The following is a 21,422-nucleotide window of genomic DNA, read 5'->3' on the forward strand; positions in this document are numbered from 1 at the left end:
GGCTTTCGCTTCCTTCGCCTGAATTCAGCTCGGTCGCACCCGCCAGAACCGCCGGCATCACATCAGCGGCCGCAACTCGCGCGCCGCATCCAGCAGCAGCGGCAGCAGATCTCGCTGCATCACCTGGGCAGAAAGCCGCTGCGGCGATGCCACCACATTGAGCGCCGCCACGGTTTTTCCCTGCATGTTGCGCAGCGGCACCGCCAGCGCGTGCACGCCCAGTTCGTGCTCTTCCACTGCCAGACAGAAGTCGTCCGCGCGCACCTGCCCCAGCACTGCCCGGAACTGCTTGAGGTCAATGATGGTGCGCGTGGTCAGGCGCGGCAAGCTGCGGCCCTTGAGCCATTGCGTCAGCGCGGTTGGGGGCCTGGCGGCGAGCAGCACCCGCCCGGTGGACGTTGCATGAGCGGGCAGGCGCGCGCCCAGATGCAGGCCATAGGCCAGGATGCGCACGGCGCCGTCCGCACCGCTTTTCCATTCATAACCGCTGCGCCCTACGACCACCACCTCGTCACCGTCGAGCACGCCGGCGGAAAACGACTCCTGGGTCTGCGCGGCCAGCCGGTTCAGCGTCGGTTGCACCGCACGCGGCAAACGCGCCGACGCCAGGTAGCTGCCGGAAAAACGCAACACCTTGGGCGCCAGCCAGTAATAACTGCCATCGGTCTCCAGGTAGCCGAGGTGCGCCAGCGTCAGCAGGTGGCGGCGCGCGGCGGCGCGTGTGATGCCGGCGCGTTCTGCGGCCAGCGTGGCGTTCAAGCGCTGGCGCTGGGTGTCAAAACTCTCCAGTACCGCCATGCCTTTGGCCATGCCTTCGATCAGGTCGGCTTTGGCAATCGCTTTGGCGGACTGCAACACGCCGTTCGCAGGGGTGGACGAGGATGGTGGGCCGCTCATTGCGCGATCATCGCACAAATGACCCGCAGATCGTGCAGCGCCAGTACGTCCGGCGGCTTGCGGGCAGACGCAGGGTCTACGCTATCGGTTCGCCAAAACAAAGCGGAGACAGACATGCGTACCCAGGTAGCCATCATCGGTGCAGGCCCGTCCGGCCTGCTGCTCGGCCAGTTGCTGCACAAGGCCGGCATAGACGCGGTGATTGTCGAGCGCCAGAGCGGCGACTACGTGCTGGGCCGCATCCGCGCCGGCGTGCTGGAACAGGTCAGCGTTGACCTGCTGGACGAAGTGGGTGTCGGCGAACGCATGCACAAGGAGGGCATGGTGCATGGCGGTTTTGACATGCTGTTCAAAGGCGAGCGCCACCGCATCGACATGAACCGGCTGACCGCCGGCAAAAACGTCATGGTCTACGGCCAGACTGAAGTCACCCGCGACCTGATGGACGCACGCCAGGCGGCAGGCCTGACCACCATTTACGAAGCCGGCAACGTGGCTGTGCACGGCTTTGACACGACGAAGCCCCGCGTGACCTACGAAAAAGACGGCCAGACGCATGAGATCGAATGCGACTTCATTGCCGGCTGCGACGGATTTCACGGCGTGTGCCGCGCCAGCGTGCCCGAAGGCGCCATCACCGAGTACGAAAAGGTCTACCCTTTCGGCTGGCTGGGGGTGCTCGCCGACACACCGCCGGTGCACCATGAACTCATCTACGTCAACAGCACACGCGGCTTTGCGTTGTGCTCGCAGCGCAGCCACACACGCAGCCGCTACTACCTGCAGGTACCGCTGACCGACAAGGTCGAGGCCTGGTCGGACGACGCTTTCTGGAACGAACTGCGCCTGCGCCTGGACGTGGGTGGCCGCGAACACCTCGTCACCGGCCCGTCCATCGAAAAAAGCGTTGCGCCTCTGCGCAGTTTTGTGGCCGAGCCCATGCGTTTTGGGCGCATGTTCCTGGCCGGAGACGCCGCGCACATCGTGCCGCCTACCGGTGCGAAAGGACTGAACCTGGCCGCAAGCGACGTGAAATACCTGTCCGGCGCGCTCATTGAGTTCTACGCGGAAAAAAGTGAAGCCGGCATCAACGGCTACTCGGAACGCTGCCTCAGGCGCGTCTGGCGCGCCGAGCGCTTTTCATGGTGGTTCACCAACCTGATGCACAACCTTCCTGAAAACGGCCCCATCGGCCAAAAGCTGCAGGACGCCGAGCTGGACTACATCGTTCATTCGGAAGTCGGTGCGCGCTCGGTCGCCGAAAACTACGTCGGCCTGCCGCTCGATTTCGGCGTTTGAGCCGCAAGTCAGCCAGATGGGCTGAACTGCTGACCCGTTCGCCCTGCGCCTGTCGAAGGGCTCTTCGTCAAGCTCAGAACAGGCTTCGACAGGCTCAGCCCGAGCGTTGGGCGCAATGAATCCCCGCCCCCTTAAAGAGCCTGACGGCCACCTTCGGCCTCATGCACCAGCAGGTCACCCGGCTGACAGTCGAGAAATTCACAGATTTTCAGCAGCGTGTCAAAACGCACACCCTTGACCTTGCCCTGCTTGAGCAAAGACAGGTTGGCTTCGGTGATGCCGACATACGCGGCCAGATCTTTCGACCGGGCTTTGCGCTGGGCCAGCATCACGTCAAGTTTGACGACGATGGACACGGGAAAAGCTCAGACGAACTGTGCATTCTCTTCAGCCAGCGCAACTGCCTTGGCCATCACGGCGGCAATCTGCCAGACCATGCCGGCAAACAGCAGCGTCAGCAACTCATTGCTGCCCAGGCCCATGGCCAGCGCGCGCTGGCCTGCCGGTGCGCCCAACGTCAGCAGCACACTGATGGCCATGGCCACAAAAAAGCCCGCCACCACCGAGGCAAAAACCCCTGCGGCGAAACCACGCAGATAACGCACATTGCGCAGGCTGAAATACTCGCTTTGGGAGAAGCCCGAAAAGCAGCGCATGGCGCAGACCAGTCCGTAGGAGGCGCAAAACACCGGCACCATGCCCAGCGCCACTGCCAGAACGCGCTGCCACAACTCCACTTCCAGCACGGCCACCTGCAGCGTCGACAGGCTGACGCCAGATCGCAGCAGCAAACCCTCGGTCGGAGTGGTCACCAGCTGGTAGAACACTGCCAGCGGCAAGGCCACAGCCAGCAGGGCACAAACCCACGCAAAAGCACTGTTCAGGCGTTGCACATCAGGGCGTGTCAGGGTGCTGGCTGCGAATGCGTTTTTCATGGGATGCCTCGTGGGTCGTGAGGCCTCTATTATGACCATTAATATCTGCAAAACAATAATTAATATCTGTTTTACATGTATTTTTGTCAAATAGAACCAGGCGCGCATGGGCCGCAAAGTCTGGTAAGGTTCCGTACATCCCGATGCTTTGCGCCCCGCTTGCCTACCGACCATCGAGCACCACGATGAACTCACCCGCCTCCGACAAAACCCCTGCCCTGCAAGGCATCCGTGTTCTGAGCCTGGCACTCAACCTGCCCGGCCCTGCCGCGCTGATGCGTTGCCGCCAGATGGGCGCAAGCTGCATCAAGCTTGAGCCGCCGTCCGGCGACCCCATGGGGCTGTACAACCCACCGGCCTACGCCCAACTGCATGAAGGCGTGAAGGTGCTGACGGCTGATCTGAAAACCGAAGCCGGGCAAAAGCTGCTGCACCGCGAACTTGAAAAAACCGACGTACTGCTCACCTCGTTTCGTCCCTCGGCCATCGACAAGCTTGGTCTGAGCTGGAAAAAAATCCACACGCTGTACCCTGCACTGTCTCATGTCGCCATAGTGGGCGCTCCCGGCGCACGCGCCGAGGAACCCGGCCACGACCTGACCTATCTGGCTGAAAACGACCTGGTACCCGGCCTGGAGTTGCCGGCCACGCTGTATGCCGACATGAGTGGTTCGTTGATGGCCAGTGAAGCGGTGCTGCAAGCCGCGCTACGCCGGCAGGAGCCCTACGCCGGCTCGGGCGATCCACATCCCCAGGGCGCCTACAGGGAGGTGGCGCTGTCCGACGCTGCGGCTTACCTGGCGCTGCCGCGCCAATGGGGCCTGACCCAGCCCGGCGGCTCCGTCGGTGGAGCGCATGCCGGCTATCGCATCTACCCCTGCCAGGACGGGCGCGTGGCCGTGGCTGCACTGGAGCCGCATTTTGCAGCCGCCCTGTGTGCCGCAGCCGGTGTGGCGGTGGCTGACATGAAGGCCATGTTTGCCCCGACCACGTACCAGGCCATCGCCGCGTTTTTGCGCACACAGACGCGCGCGCAGCTCGACACGCTGGCGCTGGAGAAAGACATTCCGCTGCACACGCTATCAAACTAATAGCTGGTGGCGCAGGAAGGGAAAGGGCTACAGGCCAATTTGGCCTGAACTTTTCAGGAGCGCGGCTTTTTTCCGATGGCGGTGTCCGCCCGCCTTCCAGGCCGTAGAACCAGGGCGCAGCACCGATTCAAACTGCGCAGCGTGCAGTCAGTCCGCTGCCTCGTCCTTGCGCCCCAACACACCCTCTATCGTGGCCACCAGCTCATCCGGGTCCACCGGCTTGACCAGATGGGCATTAAAACCCGCCAGCGCTGCGGCTTCCTTGTCACGCACCTGGCCATAACCTGTCAGGGCGATCAAGGGGATGGTGCAGGTGAGAGGATCGGCGCGCAAGCCTCGCGCAACCTCGTACCCGTCCATGTCCGGCAGCCCGATATCCATCAGCACCAGATCGGGTTGCACGGCGCGAACCGCAGACAATGTGCTGGCGCCGTCGGTCACCTCGGTCACGTCGTAGTCGAGCATGCGCAGCAGCTCGGCCAGTGTGGCGCGTGCGTCAACGTTGTCCTCGACATAGACGATTTTTCGACCGGCGGGCACGCGCGACGCCGCTGTGGGATTTTCGGCCTGCCTTGCCGGCTCTGCCTGCGGTACGGGAGCGGCCGCAAGGTCAGGCAACCAGAATGAAAAGGTACTGCCCTGCCCCAGACCGTCACTCAGGGCCCGCACCTGGCCGCCATGCAGTTCGACCAGTTGCCGCACCAGCGCCAGGCCAATACCCATGCCGCTTTGCAGGCGGTTGCCCGGGGCCGGCCCCTGGAAAAAGGGCTCAAAAACCCGGTGCAGAAGATCGGACTGGATGCCTGTTCCGGCATCGCGGACGCTCACCACGGCGGCACCCGACTCCTCAGCCACAGCCACCACAATCCTGCCGCCGGCAGGCGAAAACTTCAGTGCGTTGGTCACCAGGTTGTTGACGATCTGCTCAACCCTCGCCCTGTCGGCGTTGACCCACACCGGCGCACTGCGGATGTCAATGACATACCCCTGCGCCCGATCCGTGGTGCGCAGCGCCTCTGCACAATGGGCCACACACTCGGCCAGGTCGAAGGGGCGCCTTTCGAGCATGATCTTGCCCGCCATCAGACGGCTCACGTCCAGCAAGTCGTCGACGATATGTGTCAGGTGTTTGCTCTGCCGGTTGATGATGCCCAGGTAGCGGTCCGTGCGTTCTTTGTCGGGGCCTGCGGTCTCCAGCAAAGCGGTGGCTCCCGAAATGGCGGCCAACGGGTTTCTTAACTCATGGCCCAGCAGGGCCAGAAACTGGTCCTTGGCCTGGTTCTGCGCCTGGGCTGTCTCGCGCGCCAGGGTCTCGTTTTGCAACAAACGCTCACGCTCGGACTCGGCCGCCAGGCGTGAACTGCGCTCGGCCTGGAGCAAAGCACCCGCGTTCACCAGCGCGCCATTGAGCTCCCTCAGCTCGGCAACCGGCGTGCGGCTGGGCCGGGGGCTTTCACCCCGCCCCAGCGCCGCAGCCGCTGCGCGCGCACTGTCAATGGCTGCAATAAACCGGCGACCGAACAGCACCACAGCCGCTATGGCAGTCAGCAGCGCAAAGCCGACGCCCAGCAGAGACAGGTAGACCGCATTGGCCGCTGCCTCTTCAACCAGCGCGACCGGCGCGGCTACCGCAATGGCCCACCCCGTCAACGACGAGTGCATGAAGGCGTCGTAAGACTCGATGCCCTCGTGCGTTGAATGTCGGATCAGGCCATCGGGCGAAGCTGCTGCGGCAGCCACCAGCTCCGGCCTGGCCAGTTTGCCCAAAAACTCATCCCGGCGATGGCTGCGCGAGATGAATTTACCGTCGCGGTCAAACACGGCAACAATCCAGGCGGGCGGCAAATCGACATTGAGCGCCGCTTTTCTCCAGTGATCCACCGAAAATGCCTGCGCCACCACAAACGATTTACCCCCAGCTGCAACGGCCGGCACATAAATCATGGTGACATGTTTCCCGGAAAGCGGCTCCATAAAAAGATCGGTGACCAGCGGTTTTTGGCTGGCAATGACCTGCTTTACCTGCGCCGCTGCAGAGGGCGGTCGCGCGGGACTTCCAGACGGCAGCTGGGTATTGACAAGCTCTGCGCCCGTCTGATCGAACAACAGCGTCCAGACATCGGGCTTCTGGTCCAGAGCGGCCGCCTGCTTGTAAAACTTCTCAAAATCCCGGTCGTTCAGATTTTCAGAGTTTCCCAATGTCTTGAGCGCCGACAACGACCCCTGCACATCGCGATCCACCGTCAGTGCAGTGGCCCGCACCGTCTCGCGCAAGCCGCGCAAGCTTGCTTCGCGCGCGTCCCCGCGGATTTTTTCTATGGCAAAACTCGATGCCAGCAGCACCGGGGCAAGCACGGCCACCGTCATGAGCACAAGCTGAGTACGAATTCGCATGCGGCTATTTTTACATGGCCTTTTTTTAAACCCGTCAACCCGGTCAACCAAGGTGGCGCCCGTGCGACCGGCATCGTCCTGCACCGGATACAAAACCAAACTGCCGGGGCCTGCTCACACCATGGATGCAAGGCGTTGCGGGGAAAGTTTTCGGGCCTGGCTAACAGGCGGGTTGCTGGCACTGGGTGTGTCGCTCGTGTGGCCAGGTTTATAGAGACAAATCGGCCTGAAGCCCTTATTCCACGTGCACAAACAGCTATGAAGAAGATAGCAAATCAGGCCAGACCAGATCAGGGTGCAGGGTTGGCGCGCGCCGCCGGCAAACGCCCCAACACCTTTTCAAGCGCCAGGCCAATGGCGATCAGTCGCCGGTCACTACCGGCCGGCCCGTCCAGCTCCAGCCCGACCGGCATACGGCTGCTGGCGCCCAGGCCCATGGGCAACTGCAGGCCGGGGATACCGGCGTTGCTGCCGGGGTCGGTGTTCTGGATGAACAGGCCGAAGTTCGCCAGGCTGCTGGTCTCGGGGGTCGCCGGCAGCGCGGTGCGCGGCACGGTGGGAAACACCAGCGCGTCCAGCCGCTGGCCGGCGAAGGTGTCGGCATACAGCCTGACCAGCGCGGGCCGATGCACGGCCATTGCGGCCTGGTAAATCGGCGCGGCGTCGACCAGGCCGTTCGGGCCGGGCAGCTTGCGCGGGATCACCAACGCGTCGTAGGTGCCCTTCACATCCGGGCTGGCAATGCTTGCTGCCATCTGGTTGATGCTGATACCGGTGTTGTACCGGGCCAGGTAGGCCACCATGTCGTCGTAGGCTTCGTACAGCGCCACCGGAAAACCCACCTTGCCGTTGAGATCGACCAGCTGGGGCATGGCGACGTCGACCACGGTGACACCGGCCGCCTTCAGCCGGGCCAGCGACGCATCCCAGGCGCCGCGCGTGTCGCTGTCCAGATTGGCCAGGAAGCCGGGTACCACGCCAAGGCGCACCGCTTTGAGGTCCGCAGGCAGCAGTGCGGGCGCGCCGGTGACCACGCGGTCCAGCAACTCCACGTCGGTCATGGCCACGGCCATCGGGCCGGCCGTGTCGCGCGTGTGCGAAATCGGGGCGATGCCGGCCTGCGGGTAACGTCCCATGCTGGGCCGCAGCGCGGCACAGCCGTTCAGTGCGCAGGGGATACGCAGCGAGCCGCCGGTGTCGGTGCCTAACCCGGCGGGTGCGATGCGCGCACCCAGCGCGGCCGCGCTGCCAGCCGACGAGCCGCCGGCCATCTTGCTGGCGTCATAGGCGTTGCGCACGCCGGGCTGGGGGCCGGTGTTGAAGGCCGGGTTGTAGCCCGAGATGCCAAAGGCCAGCTCGTGCAGGTTGGTCTTGCCGAGCACGATGGCGCCGGCATCGCGCAGTTTCTGCAGCACCGGTGCGTCGGCGGTGGGTACAAAGTTTTTCAGCGCCGGTGTGCCGGCCGTGGCGGGAAGGCCCCGGGCGTGGATGTTGTCCTTGACGACGATGGGCACACCCTCCAGCGGCAGGCAGGCGCGACCCTGGGCACGGCGCTGGTCGGCCGCTCGTGCGGCCTGCAGGGCGCCGACTTCGTCCAGCGTGACAAAGGCGTTCAGCTCGGGCCTGGCCTTGGCGCGCAGCAGGTAGGCCTGCACCAGCGCTTCGCTGGTCAGCGCGCCGCTGCAGATGCGGGCCGCGGCGTCGGTGGCGGTAAGCGTGTCGATGTCTGGCGCGCTGCGCAGGCCGCCCGGGCCGCTACAGGCTGAAAGTGCGGCGGCGGTAGCCAGGACGCCGCAGGTATGTAGAAGGGGAAAGCGGGACATGGTCACTCCTGGGTTGTGGTGTTCGCCGCAAATCATCGCGCCTGCCGCCCCGGTTGTCTGTCATCGAATTCAATGACACGGCAGATTGACCGGCAACGGTGTTGGCGCTAGGCTTGCCACAACAACCACGCCCCCTGTCTGCTCTTTCATAGAGGCCTGCCATGTTCCTGTCCGGCACCGAGCAACGCGCTTTGGCCACCTGCTTTTCGCTGCTGGCCGAAGACCTGAACGAGCGCGAGATCCGCGAGCGCATGGGCCAGGCCACGCTGGCGCTGTTTCGCGCCGACCACTTTGCCTCCTACATCTGGAGCGCACCCTCGGGCTGCTTCGCGCTTCCGGTGTCCATCAACATGGACCCGGCCAACCTGCAGCGTTACGAGGCCTGGTACCAGTACCGCGACCCGATCACCTTTGCCCTGCAGTCACGCCGCCACGCCACCCTGGTCAGCGAGGTGATGCCACGCCGGGACTTTCTGAAAACCGAGTTTTTCAACGACTTCCTGGCGCGCGACGGCCTGCACTGGGGCATCAACCTGCATGCCTTCGACGGCGACGAGGCGCTGGGCGACCTGCGCATCTGGCGCGGCCGCAGCGGCCAGGAGTTCACGGCCCATGACAAGCAGTTGCTGGACATGCTGGAGCCGGCCTTTGTGGCCGCGCTGCGGCGCGCGCGCCGCGCACTCCCCCCAGAAAGTACAAGCACCCTGCCACTGGCGGTATTGAGCAGGCGCGAAATGGAAGTGGCACGCTGCGTGTGCCGCGGCCTGACCGACAAGGAAATAGCGCGCGAACTGGCCATCGCGCTGCCCAGCGTGCGCACCTATCTGCAGCGCCTGTTCGACAAACTCGGTGTGCACCGGCGCGCCGGGCTGGCGCAGCTGGCGGACCGGCTGCACTGAGCCGCGTTCGTCGCGGGTTTGCTCCTGAATAGATAGCTGGCTGCGCCGCTGTATCAGGGGCTGACTGCCAATTTGTCTTGTGATAGCGGCCGACCCTGCCATTCAAACACCCGCCGCGCCACACCGTACATGGCCCACAGCAGCAGCAAGGGAAGCACCAGCGTCTGAAGCATGAAAACGGCAATCAGCTTGATGATGTGCTCGGTGGCTTGTTCCGCCGCCTGCTTGAGATCGTCGAAGTTCTTTTTGACATCGGCGTTTTTGGCGACCCAGCCCTTGAGCTTGTCAATCAGGCCGGCGTTGTCCGGCGCGATCGGCATGTTGGGGCCAAGCTGCTGCACCTGACCTGATGCGCTGCCTATCAGTTGTTGACTGGACTGATAGTCGGCCGCCAGAAACTTCTGCCACAACACGTCGCTGCCCAGCGTGACCACCGGCACCGCAAAGCGCAACATCAGGACAATCACCAGCAAGCGTGACAACCAGGCAGGCGGGCGCAGCCCGCACCAGCAGCACCAGCCCCAGCCGAGCACCGCGCCGGTCAGTAGCACCGACAGGGGCCAGTAGCCACCCATGCTGATCAATACCTTCTGAATCCCGAAGACGACGCTGGCTGCCAGCATCAGTTTGGAGAACTGCTCCACCAGATCATTGACCGGGTCCAGCACCTGGCCAGGCGCCAGCGTGACACCAAAACCAAAGGGCTGGACCAGGGCCTCGGTACCCTGCGCCACCGAGATGGCAGCATTGAGAACCCGTGCACTTGCAAAACTGACCAGCGCCCGCTTCAGCCCGGCATCCACCTGCGCCATCGCGGGCGCGTCCATGGGTGCCAGCCACGAACACAGGACCAGGGTACCCATGGCCAGGGCAAGCAGATATCGGCGGGCGGTGTGCATGGGATGTCCTTCGTCTTGACGGTGCGTGCGGTGTACATGCGTTGCGCTGGCATGGGTCAGCTTGGCGTTTGACATGAGGGGATGCACAAAAGGTGCAGCCTTTGGTGCATCCCCTCGATCGAAGGGTCAGGCGTCACTCGTGCTACCGCGCAACCCATCCGCCGCACACGGGAAATACCTGACCGACGAAACAATTGGCTGCCTCGCTGCAAAGATAAGCGGCGAACGTCGCGTCTTCCTTTGCGCTCACCAGGCGACCAAGTGGCACCTCTCGCTTGAGTCTTTCCTGGAAGCGCGGATTGGCCTGAACTTCGGCGGGAAAGTACGTGGGGTTCTCTACGAAGTTCTGCGCGATTGCATTGACTTGAACGTTGTGTGGCGCCACTTCGATGCCTACGGACTGGACATAGGCCAGTTGCGCACCGCGTGCTGCGCTGTAGGTAGAAGTGCGCTTTATGCCGCGCAACGCAGAGGCACTACCGATGAGCAGTATCTTTCCAGCGCGGCGCTCAATCATTTGTGGAAGGGCCGCGCGGAACAACCTTGGCAAAGGATCAACGAGGGCTGCGAACGTGTCGCGCCACTCCGACTCGGACGCCTCGGTTGCAAGAGACGTTGGAGCGGCGATGGCGAGGTTGGCCACCAATACATCCACCACACCCGCCGCCTTGATCATGGCCTCTGCTGCCCCGGCATCGGTGAGCGCGTCAGTGTTGGCAATGACCATCGCACCATGTTGCGCAAGGACCTCGCAAAGAACCGGACCCATGAAGGAAGTCGCCTGAGTGACAAGGATGCGCTTACCTGAAAGGATCTGATTCATACATGAACCTTACAACAGTCAGTTGGGCTTTATCGCGGACATGCAGTTCTTTCAGGCATCTGTTGTTTATGCCACACGATTAAATTGAACCCACACACCCCTTGATTTAATAGCTGCTTGCGCAGGTCCAACAAGGGCTGGTGGCCGATTGACCTTGATGTCATGGCGATAAAGACGCCATCGGTCACCTCGGGCGCAGAGATTGCCCACCAAGCGCGGGGCTGGCCTGCAATAGCCGTTCAGCGCGGCTTGCGCAGCCCAGGTTTGCCGCCCGGCTTGCCGGAGCCGTTGTCGCGCGGCGGCAGGCCGGTGTGCTGGGTCAGGATGCGGCCCTTCACCGGGGTCACGGGTTTCAGCGCCACGGTGGTCGAGTTCTTCTTGCGTGCGCTGACGTAGCCGCCGTCGGTCAGCGGCTGGAAGGTCGGGATCAAATGGTGTTTGCCATTGCCGATCAAATCAGCCCGGCCCATGGCTTTGAGCGCCTCGCGCAGCAGCGGCCAGTTGTTGGCGTCGTGGTAGCGCAAAAAGGCCTTGTGCAGGCGTCGCCGCTTGTCGCCGCGCACGATGTCCACCGTCTCGCTGTCGCGCGTGATTTTGCGCAGCGGGTTTTTGTTGGTGTGGTACATGGTCGTGGCGGTGGCCATCGGCGACGGATAGAAGGTCTGCACCTGGTCGGCGCGAAAGCTGTTTTTCTTCAGCCAGATCGCCAGGTTCATCATGTCTTCGTCACTGGTGCCGGGGTGGGCGGCGATGAAGTAGGGAATCAGAAACTGCTTCTTGCCGGCTTCGAGGCTGTACTTCTCGAACATCTGCTTGAACTTGTCATAACTGCCGATGCCGGGCTTCATCATCTTGGTCAGCGGGCCCTGCTCGGTGTGCTCGGGCGCGATCTTCAGGTAACCGCCGACATGGTGGGTGACCAGCTCTTTCACATACTCGGGCGACTGCACCGCCAGGTCGTAACGCAGGCCGGAGCTGATCAGGATTTTCTTCACGCCCTTGAGCGCCCGCGCACGGCGGTACATCTTGATCAGCGGGTTGTGGTCGGTGTTGAGGTTCTGGCAGATGCCGGGGTAAACACAGCTGGGCTTGCGGCAGGCGGCCTCGATCTCGGGCGACTTGCAGCCTATGCGGTACATATTGGCGGTGGGACCGCCGAGGTCGGAAATCGCGCCGGTGAACCCCTTGACGGTGTCGCGGATGGCTTCAATTTCGCGGATGACGGAGTCTTCCGAGCGGCTCTGGATGATGCGGCCCTCGTGCTCGGTGATCGAGCAGAAAGTGCAACCGCCAAAACAGCCACGCATGATGTTGACGCTGAAGCGGATCATTTCCCAGGCCGGGATTTTGGTGGCGCCGTCGTGGCTGCCGTTTTCGTCGGCATAAGACGGGTGCGGCGAACGCGCGTACGGCAGGTCAAACACGTAGTCCATCTCGGCGGTGGTCAATGGAATCGGCGGTGGCGTGATCCACACGTCGCGCGCGGTCGCGCCCTCGCCATGCGCCTGCACCAGCGCGCGCGCGTTGCCGGGGTTGGTCTCGAGATGCAGCACGCGATTCGCGTGGGCATACAGCACGGCGTCGCTCTTGACCTGCTCGTAAGACGGCAGGCGGATCACCGAGCGGTCACGCGGCGGGACCTTGATCTTGCCCTGCATGTGGGACAAAGCCGGGTTAGGCACAAAAGTCAGAGGCTTGATGGCGGGGTTGGCCTGCGAAACCTTGGCGAGCACCGGCGAGCCGGCTGACTCGGCTTTGACCGCAACGTCTGCCGCCTCGTCTTCGCGTGCGCAGCTGGCGCCCTGCTCTTTGGCCTGCTCCGAAATCATCAGGTAGGGGTTGACGTGCGCCTCGACCCGGCCCGGGGCGTCCACGCTGGTCGAATCGATCTCAAACCAGCCCTGGGCAGTCTCGTCGCCGCTACGGCGAATGAATGCCGTACCGCGGATGTCGGTCATGCTGGCCACCGGCTCTTTGGCGGCCAGGCGGTGCGCGATCTCCACAATCGCACGTTCGGCGTTGCCGTACAGCAGCAAGTCGCACTTGGCGTCGATCACAACGGAGCGGCGCACCTTGTCGGACCAGTAGTCGTAGTGCGCGATGCGGCGCAGCGAGCCTTCAATGCCGCCGAGGATGATTGGCACGTCCTTGTAAGCCTCGCGGCAGCGCTGCGAATAGACAAGCGCGGCGCGATCAGGACGTTTGCCGCCTATGTCACCGGGGGTGTAGGCGTCGTCGCTGCGGATTTTGCGGTCCGCCGTGTAGCGGTTGATCATCGAATCCATGTTGCCGGCGGTCACGCCGAAAAACAGGTTCGGTTTGCCCAGCGCCTTGAAGGGGTCGGCGCTTTGCCAGTCGGGCTGGGCGATGATGCCGACGCGAAAGCCCTGCGCCTCCAGCATGCGGCCAATGACCGCCATACCGAAGCTCGGGTGGTCCACATAGGCGTCGCCGGTGACGATGATGATGTCGCAGCTGTCCCAGCCCAGCACGTCCATCTCGGCCCTGCTCATGGGCAAAAATTTCGACGTGCCGAAGCGGCTGGCCCAGTACTTTCGGTAGCTGGTCAGCGGTTTGGCGGCGCGCGCGAAAAAGGAAACGTCGATGGGGGCGTTCATGGGGCTTCAGGGGTAACCCTGCATTTTAGGCCTTTGACGTCGCGAAGGGAGCCTATAAGGCTATTGACCGCCAGCGATAGCCCTGCCAAGCGCGCGTTTTCACCTAGTTTGCGGACAGCCGAATGACAGCCTCGCTGCGCACCATGCAGGCTCACCACCACCCCAAGAGGAGACAAACATGCGTCGCGATACCTTTCTCAAATCCATGGCCGCACTGGCCGCTGCGGGCGCTCTGCCCCTGACAGCAGGCGCTGCCCCCGCCGTCAAGATGATGATCCCCGCCAACCCCGGCGGCGGCTGGGATACCACCGGCCGCGCCTTGGGCAAAGCCCTGCAGGAGGCCAAACAGGCCGATGCAGTGGTGTACGACAACAAAGGCGGCGCCGCCGGCGCGCTGGGCCTGGCGCAGTTCATCAACAGCAGCAAGGGCGACCCAAACGCCATGATGGTCATGGGCGCGGTCATGCTGGGCGGCATCATCACCGGCAAGCCGCCGGTCAACCTGACCCAGGTCACGCCGATAGCGCGCCTGACCAGCGAATACAACGTCTTTGTGCTGCCGCCCAACTCGCCCTTCAACAGCATGAAGGATGTGGTCGAGCAGCTCAAAAAAGACCCGGCCAGCGTCAAGTGGGGCGGCGGCTCACGCGGATCAACCGAACACATCGCGGCCTGCATTCTGGCACGCAGCGTGGGGGTGGACCCGAGGAAGGTCAACTACGTTGCCTTCCGTGGTGGCGGCGAAGCCACCGCAGCCATTCTGGGGAGTAACGTCACGGTAGGCGGCAGTGGCTACAGCGAGTTTGCCGAATACATCACAAGCGGCAAAATGCGCCCGATTGGCGTGACGTCGCAAAAACGCCTGCCGGGTGTGGCCGTGCCCACGATGAAAGAGCAGGGTTATGACGTAGTGATTGGCAACTGGCGCGGCGTTTATGGGGCGCCCGGTATCAACGCCGAGCAGCGCGAGACCCTGACACGCATGGTCGTCGAAGCCACGCGCAGCAAAACCTGGACCGACGCGATGGCAGCCAACAAATGGACGCCCGCATTGTTGAAGGGCCGCGAATTCGACGAGTTTGTCGACTACGAATTTTCATCACTGCGCGCCATCATTTACCTGGCCGGCATGGGCTGACAAGACCCCTCGCTTGCTGGCCGGGTGGCGCTTGTGCCCGGCGAGCAGCTAGCTCTCGGACCCGGCTTGCGCTATCAGGCGGTCCAGCATGGCGCCCAGTTGCCGACGCTCGGCGCCCGACAGGCAGCCGAAGATTTCCTGGTTGCGCCGCGCGATCAGCGCCATCACCCCGGTCCACAGCTTGTGTCCCTTGCGGGTGGTGGTCAGCACCACGCCGCGCCCATCCAGCGGGCTGGCCTGCTTGCTGACCAGCCCTCGCTCCGTCAGCGCCTGGGCCGCACGGCTGGCCTGGGCCTTGTTCAGATTGGCGCGGGCGGCCAGGTCCTTGACCGACAAGGGCGCAAAGTTTCCGATCGCCGCCAGGCACCGCGCCTCCCCCACCGGCAGGCCAAACTCCTGTGTATAGGCATCACTGCTGAGCTTGTCGCTGAGCTTGTTGATGCGGTGCAGCCGCCACGTCAGGTGCTGGTCCAAGGCCAGTGGTACGGCGGACCTAGGTGGTACGGCGGACCTAGGTGGCACGGGCAGGCTCCGCCGCGTCATCTGCGCATTGCAGCAGGGCATTGGTGATCAGGGGCAGGACATCGCCAGCCTGACCCGCGCGGCTCATCAGCGAGAGGCATAACATCGCCAGCAACAGCGGAGCCTTGCCTTCCCCCACCTGCGCAAGCGCCTCGCACAACGCGGAATAACTGGTGTCGAGATCGGCATCGGTCATATTGCAAAACCTTTCTGCTCAAGCGCCTTCAGCAGTGGCGCCGAGTCCAGCCCGCGCCAGCGCCCCATCACGTAGCCATCCGGCCGCACCAGCACCAGCGCAGGTGCCGCGGCATCGGGCAGTCCATAACGCTGCCGCGCCTGGCCAAGGGTATCGGCACCGGCCTCAATGGCCAGCACGGCGACACCGTGTTTCGGCAGCGCCCGAATTGCATCCGGCAAAGCGCCATCCGTAAACACCAGGCAAAGCAGGTCCCGGCCAAAACACCGCGTCAGGTGCAGCGGACCGTCAGGCCCGGCCAGCAAGGCTTCGGGTGCCGGCCTGCCTGGGGCGGCCAGATCACTGGTCCACTCGCCGGCCTGCGCGGCGTTGAGCATTGAGCCCTCATAGGCGACGGGAGACGACTGGCGCGGGTTGATCAGCGGCCGCAGCGTCGCGTCGCTGGCAGCCAGCCGCAGCGTCGCCTCGCGCATGAGCTTGAAGGCAAAGTCGGGCGGCGCCATGAACTCCGTGCTTTTGGCGCCATAGGCGATGTTTTCGTGGGCGGCGCAGACGCGTTCGGTCGAGTAGGAGTCGAGCAGGCCGTCGGCCGCGCGGCCTTCAATCACCGCGGCCAGTTTCCAGGCCAGGTTGCCGGCGTCGTCCAGACCGGAATTGAGACCACGCACGCCGAAAATCGGAACCAGATGGGCGGCGTCACCCGCAAAAAACACCCGCCCATGGCGGTAATCGTCCAGCGTGAGGCATTTGGCGTTGTAGATGGATATCCACAGTGGCGTCCAAGGCTGGTCTTCCCCGATCATGCTCAGGTGGCTTTGCACGCGCGGAAGTACGTTTTCGGGCTTGACGGCCTCCGCCGGGTCTTCGTCGTCACGTATCTGGTAGTCGATGCGCCACACGTCATCAGGCTGGCGGTGCATCAGGATGGTGGAGCCGGGGTTGGACGGTGGGTCAAACCAGGCCAATCGCTCGACCGGCCTTCTGGTCTTTTGCACCACATCCACAATCACGTATTTTCCGTCGTACTGCGTGCCCTTGAGCTGCAAGCCCAACTGCTCTCGCACCGTGCTGCGTCCACCGTCGCAGGCGATCATCCAGTCGGCGTGGACAGTGTGCAGTCCCGCCGGACTTTGCACAACCACCTCGACGCCGTCGTCACGCGGACGTACCGCCGCGACCCGGCTTGCCCAGCGCACGTCCATCGCACTGGTTCCGGCACGATGCGCAAACTCCTCCACATAAAACTGCTGGATGTTGACCATGGGCGCAAAACGCTGCGTCGGCTCACTGGGCATCTCGAAATGCAGTACCTCTGTGTCGCGCCAGTAGCTGCGTCCGCCGACCCAGGACAGACCTTTGTCCACCAGCGCTTTGTCGGCTCCGCCCCAGGCCAGAATTTCCTGCGATCGCCGTGACACGCAGATGGCGCGGCTACCGCTGCAGTAACCCTCATCGGCCTCGACCACCATGCAGGCGATGCCGTAATTGGAAAGTAACGCCGCCAAAGTCAACCCGACCGGGCCACCCCCGGCGATCAGCACGGGAACACGATCGGGAGAAGGAGAAGCCGGGGAAGTCATGGTGGGGATCGCGCGTAGTTGCGGCCACAACTGTAAATTAATCTGGTTGCATGCGCAACCAGTTAATACGCCCTTCACAGCCCCTCTGGCAATGTCTATGATGAGTCGTAGACACCACCCGGGAGACCCCATGCCTGACTTCAGCACCCTGCGCATCCACCAGGACACCCACCACCCGCGCATCGCCCGCCTGCTGCTGAACCGTCCCGAACGGCTCAATGCCATCAACGATGCGATGCCGCGCGAGATCCGCGCCGCCATCGACTGGGCAGCGGCCGAGGACGAGGTTCACGTCATCATTGTGGAAGGCGCGGGCAAGGGTTTTTGCGGCGGCTACGACCTGAACCACTTTGGCGAATGCAACATCGACCATCCCTGCCAGCAGGAGCAGTTCCCCTGGGACCCCATGGTCGATTACGCCTACATGAAACGCAACACCGAAGACTTCATGAGTCTGTGGCGCAGCCCGAAACCGACGATTGCCAAGGTGCACGGCTACGCTGCGGCTGGCGGCAGCGACATTGCCCTGTGCTGCGATTTGCTCGTCATGGCCGACGATGCCCGCATTGGCTACATGCCCACCCGCGTCTGGGGTTGCCCCACCACCGCCATGTGGACCTACCGGCTGGGCCCCACGCGCGCCAAACAGATGATGTTCACCGGCGACACCATAGACGGCAAAAAAGCCGCCGAATGGGGTCTGGCCAATGAGAGTGTGCCTTTTGATCAGCTGGAAGCAGCCACCTTGAAACTGGCGCAGCGCATCGCCGGTGTGCCGCGTTCGCACCTCGCCATGCACAAAATGGTGGTCAACCAGGTGATGCTGACCATGGGACTGGAGCAGAGCCAGATGATGGCCACGGTGTTTGACGGTATCACCCGCCACAACCCTGAAGGCATGTGGTTTCGCCGTTATGCCCAGGCCGAAGGCTTCAAGGCGGCCGTCCAGTGGCGCGACAGCGGTGAGCCGATTCCGGAAGGCGACGCAGCGCGCCGTGCCGTGCAGGAAATGGACAGCCGCCGAGACCGCTGACCCGGGGAAATCAGGCCTGCATCGGCACCACCTTGCCAGGCTCGCGCACCGGAAGCGCTGGCTGGTCGGGCGGCAAATCGACCACTTCGGGCGGCACTTCCGGCAGCGGGGGCATGACGGGCGGCGGCATTTCGGTTGGAAGCGGCGTTGCAGGCCCGGTGACGACTGACAGCATTAAATCGTCCTTCATGCTTGGCGCCTGCGGCGCTTGATAACTGACCGCAGCAAGGCTGTAGCGATTGCACCAGCTCCAAAAGCCAACAGGGACGCCGCCAAGGGCTGCTGCGCCACCCGCCGTGCGAGCGTGGATCGCTGACTATTCAGCAAACCATGCGCGCGGCTGGCGGGCATGGCCGGCGGATGGCCCTGCCCCGGCAACACGGCGGCAGGCGCCGCATTCGCGAGTACTGCCTCCCCAGCCGACTGCAATACATCGTCGTCCAGCATCCGGGCGGGTTCTGATGTGCCCCTTGTTTCATTCTCAAAAATAGCTGTCATGCAGATTTTCTCCAGCAGAAAAATCGACCAAAAGTGGCATGACCAACTTTAAAACCTGGTGCCACCAAGGCTTGAGGGAAAGGTGGATGTACCGGTGTAGGCCAAGTACCCGGTGCATTGCCTCGTCGTAAGACGGGTCTTACAGCTAGACGAGCCGGCCCTTACAACTGCTGGCGCAGACGAGCTACGGTTTCCAGGCGACTCCTTGCATAAGCTTCCCTCAGTGGACACCCTCGTCCGCCACCAGCCACCAGAGTCATCGATTTCCTGCCGTATTGCCCGCCTTATTGCCTGGGAGTTTTCATCATGACCATTGCCACCACACCTGAGTTACACGCCCAGGCGCCGGCGCCGCTGGCTCGCCGGGCATGGCGGTGGCTTTTCGGCGCGGTGGGCGCTCTCGTGGCGCTGCTGATTGGCCTGCCGGAAGGTGTCGCAGAGCCCCTGCAATCGGCACTGGCCTGGACCGTAGTCGCCATGGTGGCTGTCCTGGCGGTGATGGTGCTTGCCAAAGGGCTGGACCTTTTGCTGGACAGCGAAACCCGTTGACCCATTGACCGGGTAGACCTCTTTTCTTTTTTTACCTTTCAAGGACCCCAGATGCCGCAACCCAAGCGCAATCCCGCCAGCCAGCCCAAAACAGGCAGCGCGGCAGAAAAGCAAAAACAGCTACAGGCCTTCACCATCGAATCCGGCACCAGTCTGACCACCAACCAGGGGCTGCAAGTCCCCGACAACCACAACTCCCTCAAAGCAGGCGTGCGCGGGCCCACGTTGCTGGAGGACTTCATACTCCGCGAAAAAATCACCCACTTCGACCATGAGCGCATCCCGGAGCGCGCCGTGCATGCACGCGGCAGCGCCGCCCATGGTTACTTCAAGCTCTACAAACCGCTTGAGCAGTACACCCGCGCCGGTTTTTTGCAAAACCCGGAAGTGGAGACGCCGGTTTTTGTACGCTTCTCCACAGTCGCTGGGTCCGCAGGATCAGCCGACACCGTGCGCGATGTTCGTGGCTTTGCAGTGAAGTTTTATACCGACGAGGGCAACTACGATCTGGTGGGCAACAACATCCCGGTCTTCTTTATTCAGGACGCGATCAAGTTTCCGGATCTGGTGCATGCCCTCAAGCCGGAACCGCACCACGGCATGCCGCAAGCGGCCAGTGCCCACGACACCTTCTGGGATTTTGTCTCACTGATGCCCGAATCCACCCACATGCTGATGTGGGCCATGTCGGACCGCGCCATACCGCGCAGCTACCGTATGATGGAAGGGTTTGGCGTACACACCTTTCGCCTCATCAATGCGCGCGGTGACGCCCATTTTGTGAAGTTTCACTGGAAACCCAAACTCGGCGTACACAGTCTGGCCTGGGACGAAGCGCAGAAAATTGCCGGCAAAGACGCCGATTTCCACCGCCGCGATTTGTGGGAAGCCATTGACAGCGGTAATTTCCCCGAGTGGGAGCTCGGTGTGCAGGTCATTGCCGAAGGCAAGGAAGACAAACTTGGCTTTGACATCCTGGACCCGACCAAGCTGATTCCCGAATCCGTGGTGCCGGTGCAGCTGATCGGCAAAATGGTGCTGAACCGCAACCCCGACAGTTTTTTTGCCGAGACCGAGCAGGTCGCTTTTCACCCTGGGCATCTGGTGCCGGGCATTGATTTTTCCAATGATCCTCTGTTGCAAGGTCGGCTGTTTTCGTACACCGATACGCAGATTTCCCGTCTGGGTGGCGCCAACTTTCACGAACTTCCAATCAACAAGGCGGTTTGCCCGATGCACAACTTCCAGCGCGACGGCATGCACCGCCAGAGTGTCAACAAGGGCCGCGTGGCCTATGAGCCGAACACCCTGGGCAATGGCACAGAATTTCGCGTCGATGGCGGGTCGCAGGGCTTTCAGTCCCACCCGGAGGTGCTGGAGTCACCCACGATACGGCGGCGTAGCCCTTCCTTCGACGATCATTTTTCGCACGCCACGCTTTTCTGGAACAGCCAAAGCCCCACTGAAAAGGACCACATCGTCGCCGCCTTCCGGTTTGAGCTGTCCAAAGTCGAAGTCCCCGACATCCGCCAGCGCATGGTGGATAACCTGGCGCATGTGGATGCCAAACTTGCCGCCCGCGTGGCCGCGCCGCTGGGCATCCAGGCGCCGGACGCCAAGGCGGCTGCGGGCCGCCTCGGTTTCAGGGACTACAAAATAGCGCAGACTGTCGAAGAAGACGCCGCGCTGAGCATGGCGCGCCCGGCACCCGACATCAAGACGCGCAAGGTGGCCATTTTGGTAGCCGATGGGGTAGACCTGTTCACCTTCAAGCGTATTCAGCAGGACCTGCTGGACGCTGGTGCAGTGTGCAAGGTGATTGCGCCCCAGCTTGGGACGGTCAACACCTCCTCAGGCAAACAACTGGCGGTGGACCACACCTTTGCCAACATGCCTTCGGTGATGTTTGATGCGGTGCTGCTGCCCGGCGGCGTCAATAGCGCTTCCGCGCTGGCACAGTTAGGTGATGCGGTGCACTTTGTGCTGGAAGCCTACAAGCATTGCAAGACCGTCTGCGCGCTCAATGAAGGCGTGCAGCTTTTGAGCACGCTGGGCTTTGCCCTGGAGAGCCAGGGCAACCAGGTGATGGAGCCCACAGCAGGTGTGCTGATGGCCGACGCGCGCAAGGCCGCTGAAGGGCAGATTTCGCAGGCATTGATGGCCGCCATGGCCAGGCACCGCCACTGGGACCGGGTCAACGTGGACGCGGTACCGGCCTGAGCCTCACG

19 protein-coding genes are annotated in these 21,422 nt (G+C 63.0%); 7 read left to right on the forward strand and 12 right to left on the reverse strand.

The features are described 5' to 3' along the window. Positions 1-57 precede the first annotated feature (57 nt). Positions 58-897 carry an IclR family transcriptional regulator C-terminal domain-containing protein gene (locus Q8L50_RS00275; protein ID WP_305346640.1) on the reverse strand — a complete coding sequence of 280 codons (840 nt, stop codon included), beginning with the start codon at positions 895-897 and terminating at the stop codon, positions 58-60. Between the two features lie 114 nt (positions 898-1,011). On the opposite strand from Q8L50_RS00275, the gene pobA reads away from it, so the two are divergent. Next, on the forward strand, positions 1,012-2,196 hold the full coding sequence (pobA, locus tag Q8L50_RS00280) for a 4-hydroxybenzoate 3-monooxygenase (protein WP_305346641.1): 1,185 nt from the start codon (positions 1,012-1,014) through the stop codon (positions 2,194-2,196). Between the two features lie 131 nt (positions 2,197-2,327). Here pobA and Q8L50_RS00285 read toward each other — a convergent pair whose 3' ends face one another. Both Q8L50_RS00285 and Q8L50_RS00290 read right to left on the reverse strand, forming a co-directional pair. Continuing rightward, positions 2,328-2,552: a helix-turn-helix transcriptional regulator gene (locus Q8L50_RS00285; RefSeq protein ID WP_305346642.1), complete on the reverse strand. Its 225-nt coding sequence runs from the start codon at positions 2,550-2,552 to the stop codon at positions 2,328-2,330. A 9-nt stretch (positions 2,553-2,561) separates the two neighbouring features. Then, positions 2,562-3,131 (reverse strand): DUF2975 domain-containing protein, encoded by a 570-nt coding sequence (locus Q8L50_RS00290; RefSeq protein ID WP_305346643.1) that lies wholly within the window; start codon positions 3,129-3,131, stop codon positions 2,562-2,564. Positions 3,132-3,316: 185 nt separating this feature from the next. Between Q8L50_RS00290 and Q8L50_RS00295 the strand changes: the two genes are divergently transcribed. Further along, positions 3,317-4,222, forward strand: a complete 906-nt coding sequence (locus tag Q8L50_RS00295) for a CoA transferase (RefSeq protein WP_305346644.1) — start codon at positions 3,317-3,319, stop codon at positions 4,220-4,222. A gap of 147 nt (positions 4,223-4,369) precedes the next feature. Here Q8L50_RS00295 and Q8L50_RS00300 read toward each other — a convergent pair whose 3' ends face one another. After that, the gene (locus Q8L50_RS00300; protein WP_305346645.1) at positions 4,370-6,616 is read right to left on the reverse strand and encodes an ATP-binding protein; all 2,247 of its coding nucleotides are present in this window, start codon (positions 6,614-6,616) and stop codon (positions 4,370-4,372) included. A 290-nt stretch (positions 6,617-6,906) separates the two neighbouring features. Further along, the gene (gene iaaH / locus Q8L50_RS00305) at positions 6,907-8,439 is read right to left on the reverse strand and encodes an indoleacetamide hydrolase (RefSeq protein WP_305346646.1); all 1,533 of its coding nucleotides are present in this window, start codon (positions 8,437-8,439) and stop codon (positions 6,907-6,909) included. 161 nt (positions 8,440-8,600) lie between these two features. Here iaaH and Q8L50_RS00310 point away from each other — a divergent pair, with 161 nt between their 5' ends. Continuing rightward, entirely contained in the window at positions 8,601-9,338 is a 738-nt protein-coding gene (locus tag Q8L50_RS00310) for a helix-turn-helix transcriptional regulator (RefSeq protein ID WP_305346647.1), read from the forward strand. A gap of 53 nt (positions 9,339-9,391) precedes the next feature. On the opposite strand, the gene Q8L50_RS00315 is transcribed toward Q8L50_RS00310, so the two are convergent. From Q8L50_RS00315 to Q8L50_RS00325, 3 genes are all read right to left on the reverse strand, one after another. Next, positions 9,392-10,237, reverse strand: coding sequence for a hypothetical protein (locus Q8L50_RS00315; protein ID WP_305346648.1), 846 nt, complete (start codon positions 10,235-10,237; stop codon positions 9,392-9,394). A gap of 142 nt (positions 10,238-10,379) precedes the next feature. Beyond that, a complete protein-coding gene (locus Q8L50_RS00320) occupies positions 10,380-11,060 on the reverse strand; it encodes an SDR family oxidoreductase (protein WP_305346649.1) in 681 nt (226 codons plus the stop codon). Positions 11,061-11,299: 239 nt separating this feature from the next. Next, positions 11,300-13,678 carry a YgiQ family radical SAM protein gene (locus Q8L50_RS00325; protein ID WP_305346650.1) on the reverse strand — a complete coding sequence of 793 codons (2,379 nt, stop codon included), beginning with the start codon at positions 13,676-13,678 and terminating at the stop codon, positions 11,300-11,302. Between the two features lie 178 nt (positions 13,679-13,856). Between Q8L50_RS00325 and Q8L50_RS00330 the strand changes: the two genes are divergently transcribed. Then, the gene (locus tag Q8L50_RS00330; RefSeq protein ID WP_305346651.1) at positions 13,857-14,816 is read left to right on the forward strand and encodes a tripartite tricarboxylate transporter substrate binding protein; all 960 of its coding nucleotides are present in this window, start codon (positions 13,857-13,859) and stop codon (positions 14,814-14,816) included. A 48-nt stretch (positions 14,817-14,864) separates the two neighbouring features. On the opposite strand, the gene Q8L50_RS00335 is transcribed toward Q8L50_RS00330, so the two are convergent. The 3 genes from Q8L50_RS00335 to Q8L50_RS00345 are packed head-to-tail and all read right to left on the reverse strand — an operon-like array spanning position 14,865 to position 17,114. Next, a complete protein-coding gene (locus Q8L50_RS00335; RefSeq protein ID WP_370869696.1) occupies positions 14,865-15,290 on the reverse strand; it encodes a MarR family winged helix-turn-helix transcriptional regulator in 426 nt (141 codons plus the stop codon). A gap of 37 nt (positions 15,291-15,327) precedes the next feature. Further along, entirely contained in the window at positions 15,328-15,534 is a 207-nt protein-coding gene (locus Q8L50_RS00340; protein WP_305346653.1) for a hypothetical protein, read from the reverse strand. Next, positions 15,531-17,114, reverse strand: coding sequence for an FAD-dependent monooxygenase (locus tag Q8L50_RS00345; RefSeq protein ID WP_305346654.1), 1,584 nt, complete (start codon positions 17,112-17,114; stop codon positions 15,531-15,533). The genes Q8L50_RS00340 and Q8L50_RS00345 overlap by 4 nt, the downstream gene beginning before the upstream one ends. 130 nt (positions 17,115-17,244) lie before the next feature. Between Q8L50_RS00345 and Q8L50_RS00350 the strand changes: the two genes are divergently transcribed. After that, a complete protein-coding gene (locus Q8L50_RS00350) occupies positions 17,245-18,147 on the forward strand; it encodes a crotonase/enoyl-CoA hydratase family protein (RefSeq protein ID WP_305346655.1) in 903 nt (300 codons plus the stop codon). Between the two features lie 10 nt (positions 18,148-18,157). Here Q8L50_RS00350 and Q8L50_RS00355 read toward each other — a convergent pair whose 3' ends face one another. Further along, positions 18,158-18,337 (reverse strand): hypothetical protein, encoded by a 180-nt coding sequence (locus Q8L50_RS00355; RefSeq protein WP_305346656.1) that lies wholly within the window; start codon positions 18,335-18,337, stop codon positions 18,158-18,160. A gap of 614 nt (positions 18,338-18,951) precedes the next feature. On the opposite strand from Q8L50_RS00355, the gene Q8L50_RS00360 reads away from it, so the two are divergent. Together Q8L50_RS00360 and Q8L50_RS00365 are read left to right on the forward strand one after the other, a co-directional pair. After that, positions 18,952-19,194, forward strand: coding sequence for a hypothetical protein (locus tag Q8L50_RS00360; protein ID WP_305346657.1), 243 nt, complete (start codon positions 18,952-18,954; stop codon positions 19,192-19,194). Positions 19,195-19,245: 51 nt separating this feature from the next. Then, positions 19,246-21,414 (forward strand): catalase, encoded by a 2,169-nt coding sequence (locus Q8L50_RS00365; RefSeq protein ID WP_305346658.1) that lies wholly within the window; start codon positions 19,246-19,248, stop codon positions 21,412-21,414. Positions 21,415-21,422: the final 8 nt, after the last annotated feature.

Source organism: Polaromonas sp. (assembly GCF_030680935.1).
GTDB lineage: Bacteria > Pseudomonadota > Gammaproteobacteria > Burkholderiales > Burkholderiaceae_C > Polaromonas.

What these genes read in the sequence shown, in the direction of transcription:
- Q8L50_RS00275 (WP_305346640.1), bottom strand. Translation starts at nt 897, where the DNA reads ATGAGCGGCCCACCATCCTCGTCCACCCCTGCGAACGGCGTGTTGCAG.
- pobA (WP_305346641.1), top strand. Translation starts at nt 1,012, where the DNA reads ATGCGTACCCAGGTAGCCATCATCGGTGCAGGCCCGTCCGGCCTGCTG.
- Q8L50_RS00290 (WP_305346643.1), bottom strand. Translation starts at nt 3,131, where the DNA reads ATGAAAAACGCATTCGCAGCCAGCACCCTGACACGCCCTGATGTGCAA.
- Q8L50_RS00295 (WP_305346644.1), top strand. Translation starts at nt 3,317, where the DNA reads ATGAACTCACCCGCCTCCGACAAAACCCCTGCCCTGCAAGGCATCCGT.
- Q8L50_RS00300 (WP_305346645.1), bottom strand. Translation starts at nt 6,616, where the DNA reads ATGCGAATTCGTACTCAGCTTGTGCTCATGACGGTGGCCGTGCTTGCC.
- iaaH (WP_305346646.1), bottom strand. Translation starts at nt 8,439, where the DNA reads ATGTCCCGCTTTCCCCTTCTACATACCTGCGGCGTCCTGGCTACCGCC.
- Q8L50_RS00310 (WP_305346647.1), top strand. Translation starts at nt 8,601, where the DNA reads ATGTTCCTGTCCGGCACCGAGCAACGCGCTTTGGCCACCTGCTTTTCG.
- Q8L50_RS00315 (WP_305346648.1), bottom strand. Translation starts at nt 10,237, where the DNA reads ATGCACACCGCCCGCCGATATCTGCTTGCCCTGGCCATGGGTACCCTG.
- Q8L50_RS00320 (WP_305346649.1), bottom strand. Translation starts at nt 11,060, where the DNA reads ATGAATCAGATCCTTTCAGGTAAGCGCATCCTTGTCACTCAGGCGACT.
- Q8L50_RS00325 (WP_305346650.1), bottom strand. Translation starts at nt 13,678, where the DNA reads ATGAACGCCCCCATCGACGTTTCCTTTTTCGCGCGCGCCGCCAAACCG.
- Q8L50_RS00330 (WP_305346651.1), top strand. Translation starts at nt 13,857, where the DNA reads ATGCGTCGCGATACCTTTCTCAAATCCATGGCCGCACTGGCCGCTGCG.
- Q8L50_RS00340 (WP_305346653.1), bottom strand. Translation starts at nt 15,534, where the DNA reads ATGACCGATGCCGATCTCGACACCAGTTATTCCGCGTTGTGCGAGGCG.
- Q8L50_RS00345 (WP_305346654.1), bottom strand. Translation starts at nt 17,114, where the DNA reads ATGACTTCCCCGGCTTCTCCTTCTCCCGATCGTGTTCCCGTGCTGATC.
- Q8L50_RS00350 (WP_305346655.1), top strand. Translation starts at nt 17,245, where the DNA reads ATGCCTGACTTCAGCACCCTGCGCATCCACCAGGACACCCACCACCCG.
- Q8L50_RS00355 (WP_305346656.1), bottom strand. Translation starts at nt 18,337, where the DNA reads ATGAAGGACGATTTAATGCTGTCAGTCGTCACCGGGCCTGCAACGCCG.
- Q8L50_RS00360 (WP_305346657.1), top strand. Translation starts at nt 18,952, where the DNA reads ATGACCATTGCCACCACACCTGAGTTACACGCCCAGGCGCCGGCGCCG.
- Q8L50_RS00365 (WP_305346658.1), top strand. Translation starts at nt 19,246, where the DNA reads ATGCCGCAACCCAAGCGCAATCCCGCCAGCCAGCCCAAAACAGGCAGC.